General features: G+C 35.8%; 8 protein-coding genes. 3 read left to right on the top strand and 5 right to left on the bottom strand.

Translation table 11 applies throughout. The features are described from left to right. Positions 1–23 precede the first annotated feature (23 nt). The 3 genes from FLA105534_RS01825 to FLA105534_RS01815 are packed head-to-tail and all read right to left on the bottom strand — an operon-like array spanning position 24 to position 3,628. Positions 24–188, bottom strand: coding sequence for a hypothetical protein (locus tag FLA105534_RS01825; RefSeq protein WP_173964342.1), 165 nt, complete (start codon positions 186–188; stop codon positions 24–26). A 57-nt stretch (positions 189–245) separates the two neighbouring features. Then, a complete protein-coding gene (locus FLA105534_RS01820; protein WP_173964341.1) occupies positions 246–2,294 on the bottom strand; it encodes a M16 family metallopeptidase in 2,049 nt (682 codons plus the stop codon). A gap of 11 nt (positions 2,295–2,305) precedes the next feature. Next, complete coding sequence (locus FLA105534_RS01815) at positions 2,306–3,628, bottom strand: M16 family metallopeptidase (RefSeq protein WP_173964340.1); 1,323 nt, start codon at positions 3,626–3,628, stop codon at positions 2,306–2,308. Positions 3,629–3,902: 274 nt separating this feature from the next. Here FLA105534_RS01815 and rplU point away from each other — a divergent pair, with 274 nt between their 5' ends. From rplU to FLA105534_RS01800, 3 genes are all read left to right on the top strand, one after another. Beyond that, positions 3,903–4,340, top strand: a complete 438-nt coding sequence (gene rplU / locus FLA105534_RS01810; RefSeq protein ID WP_068844917.1) for a 50S ribosomal protein L21 — start codon at positions 3,903–3,905, stop codon at positions 4,338–4,340. Positions 4,341–4,364: 24 nt separating this feature from the next. Beyond that, positions 4,365–4,625: a 50S ribosomal protein L27 gene (gene rpmA / locus FLA105534_RS01805; protein ID WP_017497241.1), complete on the top strand. Its 261-nt coding sequence runs from the start codon at positions 4,365–4,367 to the stop codon at positions 4,623–4,625. Between the two features lie 108 nt (positions 4,626–4,733). Further along, the gene (locus FLA105534_RS01800; protein WP_246253155.1) at positions 4,734–6,023 is read left to right on the top strand and encodes a hypothetical protein; all 1,290 of its coding nucleotides are present in this window, start codon (positions 4,734–4,736) and stop codon (positions 6,021–6,023) included. A 161-nt stretch (positions 6,024–6,184) separates the two neighbouring features. Here the strand turns inward: FLA105534_RS01800 and FLA105534_RS01795 are convergent, their stop codons facing one another. Together FLA105534_RS01795 and FLA105534_RS01790 are read right to left on the bottom strand one after the other, a co-directional pair. After that, on the bottom strand, positions 6,185–7,843 hold the full coding sequence (locus FLA105534_RS01795) for a serine hydrolase domain-containing protein (RefSeq protein WP_173964339.1): 1,659 nt from the start codon (positions 7,841–7,843) through the stop codon (positions 6,185–6,187). Between the two features lie 76 nt (positions 7,844–7,919). Beyond that, positions 7,920–8,732 carry a helix-turn-helix domain-containing protein gene (locus tag FLA105534_RS01790; RefSeq protein WP_173964338.1) on the bottom strand — a complete coding sequence of 271 codons (813 nt, stop codon included), beginning with the start codon at positions 8,730–8,732 and terminating at the stop codon, positions 7,920–7,922. Positions 8,733–8,797 lie beyond the last annotated feature (65 nt).

Raw genomic sequence — 8,797 nt, 5'->3', positions numbered from 1 at the left:
TATTATAATCATGAAAGACCACATCAGGGAATTGATGGAAAAAAGCCAATTGAAATGATAAATCCGTTACCGAAATAAGTAACTTTTACAATTTCGACGGAGGAGAAATCTTCGTAAGTAACTCCGTAACGAGAATCTAAAGAAAACGATTGTCGCTCAGCCTGATAAAAAAGAAAAGGCTTAGTCAAAGTTTTAAACTTTGACTAAGCCTCAAAAAAATCTTAGTACCTTAGATCCTTAGTACCTTATAAAAAATCTGCTTCAGAAACTCCTTCGTTGATTTTGATATCAGACATTTTGATGTCTAATTCAAAACCTACATTCTGAACAATGTTAAAAGGAACTTTTACCCCTTTTACATCTTTATAGTCGTTGAAGTTTGTGATTTGTGTCGTTGCTTTTCCACCTTGCTCACGATCTTTTGATTCGGCCAGTTTAAGACCTGAATTAACATCATAGAAATAAGTTGTTTTGCCTTCTTTTATTGCATAAGCATCTTTGCCGTTAATAGGCTCGATACGGTCTACTTTTAAGTCGGCTCTTTTTGCAAGTAGAAGTTCTTCAAAAGGAGCAGCACTAGCTTTCATTTCGGCAAGATCGGTTCCTTCAAGGTTTTTGCGTTGTCCTTGTTGTTCGATATAAGCACCTTTGTCATTCACCACTTGTTTCATTAAATTCATCGTTCCCATGGCAAGAGAAACCATCATCTTTCCTTTTGAATCTAATTTAGAAGTAAATGTTAATGGGGCAGGAGCCTGTGGAACAGTTGTAGATCCAGTCATCGAAAGTGTTTTAACGGCCGTAACTGCTTTTTCTCCACCAATTGCTTTAAGGTAGTTTTCGAAAACTGTTTTAGCGGTAATTCCAGCTGGAACTTCTTTTTTGGTTACTGGTTTTTCAACAGGATTTCCGTATTTATCGAAATAGAAAATCGGAATTTGAAGTTTTTCTAAACCTGTAATCACGTCAGAACCTTTTCCGGCAATAACAATTCGCATATTGTCCAGTAAAAAGTATTTGTTGGCAACGCGGTAAATATCGTCAGCGCTTACATTATTTATGGTTTGAATGTATTTTTCGTAGAAATCAGCAGGAAGTTTTTCTGTTTCAATGTTTAAAGCATATTGAGCAACGGTTTGTGGTTTTTCAATCTGCATTACAAAACGTCCAATATATCCGGCTTTTACATTTTTCAAAATGTCTTCAGAAACTTTCTCAGTTCTGATTCTTTTGATTTCTTTAATAAATTGCACTACTGCACTGTCGGTTACAGTGTTTCTAACGGCTGAAGAAGCTCTAAATTTGGTTACATATTTTCCGCTTCCAATGTTGGAGCGAGCACCGTATGTCCAGGCATGTTTTTCACGTAAATTCATGTTTAGATAACTGTTGAAGTCACCTCCTAAAATTTGGTTCGCGATTACAGCAGGGAAAAAATCAGGATCGCTCATTTTTAAATTCACGATATTTACCAATGAAATTTCAGATTGAACCGCATTCGGAACGTCAACAAAATCAATTTGAAGTTTAGAGGCATTCTCCGGGGCAGGGTAAGTATTTTTTGGAGCGGCTTGTTTTTTCCATCCGCTAAAAAGTTTTTCTACGGCTGCTTTGGTTTCTTTAAATTTAACATCACCAATAATGACCAAATAGGCATTTTCAGGAACAAAATGAGTTGCATAATTGGACTGAACATCAGCAAGAGTGACATTTTTTACCGTTTCTTCTGAAAGATATTCTCCTGAAGGGTGGTTTTTTCCAAAAGCCAGAACATCAACAACTCTGTTTGCAATTGCCGGAACGCTTTTTTCGTCGGCTTTAAGTCCTTCGATTAATTTTGCTTTTTCTTTATCAAATTCTGCCTGAGTAAAATTCGGCTGTAAAGCTCCTTCGGCTAAAAGTTCTAAAACACGTCCTGAGTATTTAGAAAGCGAACTTGCAGAAGCTCCTGAAGAAGAAAAATTAATATTTGCTCCGTAAAAGTCGATCTCTTCGTTAAAAGCTTCTTTCGTTATTTTTTTAGTTCCGTTACCAATTAAGGCGCTTGTTAATTCGTCGACTCCTTTTTTGTTTCCTTCTGCAAAAGGAGCGTTGTCAAGGGTAAGAGTAAAGCTTACTCTTGGTAATTTATGATTTTCAACCACTAAAACTTTCATCCCGTTTGCCAAAACAAAAGTTTGCGGCTTTTTGATGTTGACTACGGGAGAATTGCCTGGTTTTGGTTGTGGACGGTCTTGTGCTTGCATAATTCCAGTTAGGAATAAAAGGATTAAAAATGTATGTATTTTTTTCATGATTCGATGACTTAGTTTTGAGCTTTAGTTGAAGGGATATAGTCTAAAATTAAACGCTGGTTAGGGTTTAGGTACTTCTTGGCTACTTCTCTGATTTCTTCTCTGGTGATAGAATGATAAAGATCGATCTCCGTATTAATCAAGTTTACATCTCCGTAAAGCAGGTAGAAAGAAGCAAGATTTTCTGCAATTCCTTCAACGCTTGCATTGGCATTCACAAAATTATTATCGAATTTGTTTTGTAATTTTTGATAATCCTTCTCAGAAATCAAATCTGTTTGAATTTTTACGATCTCTTCATCCATTTCTTTCAAAATGTCGGCTGTTGTGTTGGGAGCCATCGGTAAACCATACAAAATGTACATTCCGTAATCTTCCTGACTAAATCCTACTGCTCCAATCTGAAGGGCCATTTTTTTGTCGTCAACTATTTTTTTGTACAATTTAGAGCTTTTTCCATCACTTAAATAAGAAGAAATTAAGTCTAAAACTCTGGCGTCTCTGGTTTTCATAGATGGAGTTCTGTATGAAGCAACTACCATTGGAATCTGAATGTTCGGGTCTTCGTAAGTCGCTTTTATTGTCTGATTGATTGGCTCTTCTACATAAGTTTGTTTTTTTACTTCTTCGCCTCTCGGAATTGGTGCAAAATATTTCTGAATCCATTCTTTTGTTTTGGCTTTGTCAAAATCACCTGCTACGACTAAAACAGCATTGTTTGGCGTGTAGAATTTTTTATTAAATGCCTGAAATTCTTCAAGAGTTGCAGCATCCAAATCTTTCATAGAACCGATAGTAGTCCAACGGTACGGGTGTTTTTTGAACATGTTTTCTTTTACAACCGGCAGAATGTTTCCATAAGGCTGATTGTCGTAACGCATTCTTTTTTCTTCCTTAACCACTTCATTTTGTGTGTCAACACCAATTTTATTGATAACCGGATGCATTAATCTTTCAGATTCCATCCATAAACCAAGTTCTAAGCTGTTTGAAGGGAAAACTTCGTAGTAATACGTTCTGTCGTCAGTAGTGTTGGCGTTGTTTACACCTCCATTAGCGGTAACAATCTTCATCCATTCGCCGCGTTTGATGTTTTTAGTTCCTTCAAACAACAAATGTTCAAAGAAATGGGCAAAACCTGTTCGGTCCGGACGTTCGTCTTTTGATCCTACATGGTACATAACTGAGGTGATCACGACCGGAGCTGAGGGATCATTATGCAAAATGACGTGCATTCCGTTATCTAAATTGTATTCTTCAAAAGCTACCTTTTGAGCATGAGCCACTCCGCCGAGCATTAGTGCCGCACTTAACATAATTATTGAATTTTTCATAAAGATTAATAAATTTATATTTACCTAAATAAATAGGTAGTCAAGAGTTGATTATCGTTACACCAAAAATAACTTTTTTTAATTAGCATTCAGGGGTACGGGGGTAAAATGATTAAAATTTAACAGTCTTTTACTTCTAAATGTGTTTTTTGGAGTACAGAAATGCCTTGAAAAACAGCTGTAAAGCGGAAATAAATATTTTTGGAATAAGGGATTGCACAGTAAATTAATAGTTGTATATTTGCAACCTTAAAAATCAATAAATCAATTTGGTATGTATGCAATCGTAGAGATAGCAGGGCAACAATTCAAAGTAAGCAAAGACTTAAAGGTTTATGTTCACCGTTTGGCTAACGAAGAAGGTTCAAAAGTTTCTTTTGACAAAGTTCTTTTATTAGACGATAACGGAAATGTAACTTTAGGCGCCCCAGCTATAGAAGGTGCTTCAGTAGAAGCTAAAGTGTTACAACACTTAAAAGGAGATAAAGTTATCGTTTTCAAAAAGAAAAGAAGAAAAGGATACAAAAAAAGAAATGGTCACAGACAATATCTTACTCAAATTGTAATTGAAGGTATTACTGCAGCAGGAGGAACTAAAAAAGCAGCAGCTAAAAAAGCAGTTGTAGCAGAAGATGCAGCTACTGAAGAAGTAGAAGCTCCAAAAGCGAAAAAAGCAGCTCCAAAAGCAAAAAAAGAAGCTACTAAAGAATAATAACAATATTTAAACTCATACGTCATGGCTCACAAGAAAGGTGTCGGTAGTTCGAAGAATGGTAGAGAATCAGAATCAAAACGTCTAGGCGTTAAGATTTTTGGTGGTCAAGCTGCTATTGCTGGGAACATCATCGTTAGACAAAGAGGTTCAAAACATAATCCAGGTGAAAACGTTTACATCAGTAAAGATCACACACTACACGCAAGAGTAGCTGGAGTTGTTAAGTTCCAAAAGAAAAAAGATAACAAATCTTATGTATCTATCCTTCCATTCGAAGCATAAGCATTAGACTACTTATTACAAAACCCGTTCATCTTTGGTGAACGGGTTTTTTGCTTTATATCCAATACTTATTATTTGTATTTTTGGAAGGATTAATCTATCCAAATTTTGAAAAAAATAGTTTTCCTCCTGTTTCTTTTCTGTACAAGCCTGTTTGCAAAAGAAATTCATTCTGCCGAGAAAGTTGCATCATTGACCAATGCTCAAAAAAAGATTTTATACGAGTTTGCCGTTTTACAAAAAAGTGGTTCTGATGCTACTGTTTATTGGCAAAAGCACAAAAAACAATTTTATGGCCTAAACGATACGGTAAGAAATCAATTAGCGAACGAAATTTACGCCAACTCTCATATAGTCTATACGCCCGTAAAAAATTCTGCAGTTCAATTATGGATGCAAACACAATCGCTGACCAATTGGATGTTGTATCTCTCGGCATTTATTGCAATATGTTCGATAATAGGTTTGTTGCGCAATTATTGGAATTCACTGATCGGTATCCTGATCAATCAGTTTGCGCCCTTATTCAGACTTTTATTTTCGGCAATTTTATTAACGTACGAATTGTTGTTAGCAGGGGCTGCCTGCGTTGTTTGGGGGTGTTTTATAGAAGAAATGACATTGCGGACTATAGTAATTCATACAGGTTTGTTTTTGTTATGGAGCCAGTCCACGGCAATTTTTACCCGTAAATATTTGGTACAGAAATATATTTTTGAGATAAAGAATAATTTCTGGGGAAATGATAAGTGGGAAACTGTAAAAACAATCTGCCTGCCTGCTATCATCGTTACCGTGGCGCTGTTTTATCTCTTGTATAAAGTTCCGGCGGACAAAGTGTATAATTATGAAATTGTGATTGCTGCAATGGCGGCTATTTGTGCTTTGCCTTTTTGGCGAATTTTAGAGAAATATATGTACCCGATTCTGATACCTTATAAAGAGAAAGATGCTTATATTGAAAGAAGTGTTTACTCGCTCGCGGCTTGTGTGGTTTTGGCGCTAATTATAGATGCTTTTCTTATTTGGCAGTATAATGTAATTTTTTCGTATGTAATAACCGCTTTGACTAGCTTGCTAATTGTATCGTTTTTACTGTTGTCGCTTAAGGATAATTACAAACGCAATTATAAGAATTATTATTATTTACAATTTGTGACGACTCTCTTTTTTGCCTTGGTTTTGTTTTATAGTTTTCACATTCATTCTGCCGAGATGATTTGGGTTTCATTAATTGGAGTAAGTACTTTTATCGTGATTAAATATTGGGAAATCCCGACATTTTTCTTTAGTTGGAAAAGAAGCAGCAACTGGACTTGGGGATTTTTAGGCATGGCGGCCTTATTGTGGTTGTTGGCAAAAGGTATTTTATATGTTTCCGGAACATTGTCTGTTTAGTAATGGACTAATATAATGCTATAAAAATCCTGTACGTTAAATCTTTTGTGACAGGTGATTTTAAAAATGCAAAGCCATTAGAGATCGCAAAAGAACAGCAATCGCCATCTCTAACGCGCTTTACAGTAAAGTGAATACCTTTTTGAATCTGATCCTGACTTTTATTTTAATAGTGATGGAAGTATATAATCCTGTACAATTTTTTCAGCTTGTGCATGCCCATAAGGTTTGTTATAGGCTTTTGAAGTAATGATCACTACAAGTGGAAGGTTTTTGAAAATCATAAATTCATTTCCTCCATTTCCTGCGCAGTAATAAGTTTCGTAGGGAGTGTTTTTATAATTAAAAGTTCTGTTCCAAAACAGATAACCGTAGTATTCGTTTTCTCTTTCCGGAATCTGAAACTGGTGGGTTAGGGTTTTTTGAACCCAATCGGTAGTAAGGATTTGTTTGCCATTCCAAAGGCCATTGTTCTGGTATAATTGAGCATATTTGGCATAATCCAATGAGGTCATTTGTAGACTTCCTGCTGTATTGGCTACTTTCTGTGGAGTATACTGCCATTGGTAATGTGTTATGTTTAGTGGTTTGAAAAGCTTTTCATCGGCATATTTTTCTAATCCGCCAGGAACTGATTTATGGATGATGTCACCCAGTAAAACTACGCCTGCTGTAAAATAATCCGATTGACCGCCATTGGTTTTAGATTTATCCATGGGTAAGTCTAAAGTAAATTTTACCCAATTGTCTGTAGGATACATGTTTTCTTCGTTTCCAGGGGAATCGCTATTTTGATCGGAGCCTTCAAAGGCGGAGCTCATGTTGAGTAGGTCTTTTATTTTTATGCTGTCTTTTTTAGACTCATAATTGGCAAAGTTCTTTAAATCGTAGAACTGGTTCAATGTTTGATTTTCATTCTTAAGATAACCGTCGTTTATGGCAATTCCTGCTAGGGTTGAAGCGAAAGATTTTCCTGCAGATCTGGTGTCATGCAAAGTGTTTCTGTCGGCTTCATTAAAATATTCTTCAAGCAGTAGTTTTTTATCGTAAATGACAACTACACTTGTAATTTCCTTCAAATCGTAACTGGCAATAGCTGCGTTGAGTTTTTCAATTTTCTTTTTGTCAAAAGCAAAATTTGAAACTTCCCAGCCGCTGTTGGGCTGAATAGGTTGAATTTCGATTTGTTTGGCTGTCAGTTTAGGTGCTTTTAAGATCAGCTGAATTTCTCCTTTTGCAATTAAATCTCCTGTTTTGACTGCTCCGTTTTGATTCGTTTGATAAGGACGAATTTCAATTTTTAGTTTATGTTTACCATTGGTTAAAGCTTTTTCTCCTCCATTAAGTTTAAATCGTTCCCACAGGTAAATGGACCACCAGTCTTCTTTTTTGGAGCTGGTTAGAGGAACCCTGAAGGTTGTTGAAGTATCTTTGCTGCCTCCCGATCCAAAACTGCATCCGTAGTTAAGGTTTTCGGTGTAGAGGAGTTTATTGTCGATGTAAAAGGCAAACTGAAGGTTTCCTGTTGTTAAAAGTTGATCAGCGGGTAATTCCGGATTCAATTGATGCAGGTAATTTGTAACGGAGTTGTTCATGAAAACCCTGATGTTCAAATCGGATTTATAGGTTAGTTCAAAAGATTTCAGAAAATCAGCTTCTTTATATTGCTCTAACGGAATGTTGCCTTTCATAAAAGTAATTTTACCTACATTATTTTTATGCAGTTCAGTTGTAATTCCATCGGTTTTGAACAGGTCATTGTTTTGTGCTGAAATAATGTTGTTGCAAAATAGCAGGGCAAGTAAAAGAATGTGTTTCATTTGATTGATTGTAAGGATTGAAATGCAAATCTACCGTACAATAAACTTTAAAAATTGTACAGGATTAACATTTGACTTATTTTTTGAAAAGCAATTTTTTGTGTGCTGAAGGATTGAGTCCGTTTATTTCTCTGAAAGACCGAGTGAGATGACTTTGGTCGGAGAAACCACATTCGTAAGCAATTTCCGTTAGAGATTTGCTTTGCATTGCAATGAGCGACAATGCTTTTTCTACTTTTAATTTTCGTATGTACTCTCCTAAATTGCAATGAAAATACTTCGAAAAATCTCTTGAAAGATGAATAGGGTGGATGCCTAATGCTTTCGACAAATAATCGAGTGTTATGGTTTCGGTAAGCTGATCGTGAAGGATTTCATCAATCATTGTAACCCATTTAGGATTTTTATGTTTTATGGATTCAAAGTCGCCATTTAGTTTTGATAAGATTTCAATTAACAGAGTTTGTGTCGAAAGGTCAAAATGAAAATCTTCAATTTTGGTCGCTCTGAAAATTTTATACATCAAAAGTTTTATGTCAGGGTTTAGGACAGTTGTGCTTCCTTGCAGGTTGTCGCTATTCATTGTAAGTGAATCAAACCATTTTCTTTCGATTTCAAGATGAAAACCTCTCGTAAAACCTTCCGGTTTAATGTTATAGTGTGGTTCTTGCCAGTTGTGAAAAAGGAGGCTTCCGGGGGCGCAATTATAGACTTCTTTTTTATTTCCTTCAATTACATTTCCCTGCAGAATAAAGGTAAAGTAAGCATGCTCGTGATAATGCCAGTCTACTGTAGGGTGTGTATATACGGTATCAGTTAACGTTATTCCTTCAAGAGAAATCGTTTTGTTAGTCTGGCCGTAAAACTCTCCTTTTTTAGATTGTTTCATGAGTGCGTTGCATTGCTATTCAAAACTATAAATATAATTTGATTTAAAACAAAAAACCTGCTCAT

Source organism: Flavobacterium collinsii (genome assembly GCF_902804485.1).
Taxonomy (GTDB): domain Bacteria; phylum Bacteroidota; class Bacteroidia; order Flavobacteriales; family Flavobacteriaceae; genus Flavobacterium; species Flavobacterium collinsii.
The sequence above is the reverse complement of the archived record's forward strand: the minus strand, read 5'-3'. Positions and strand labels throughout refer to the sequence as shown.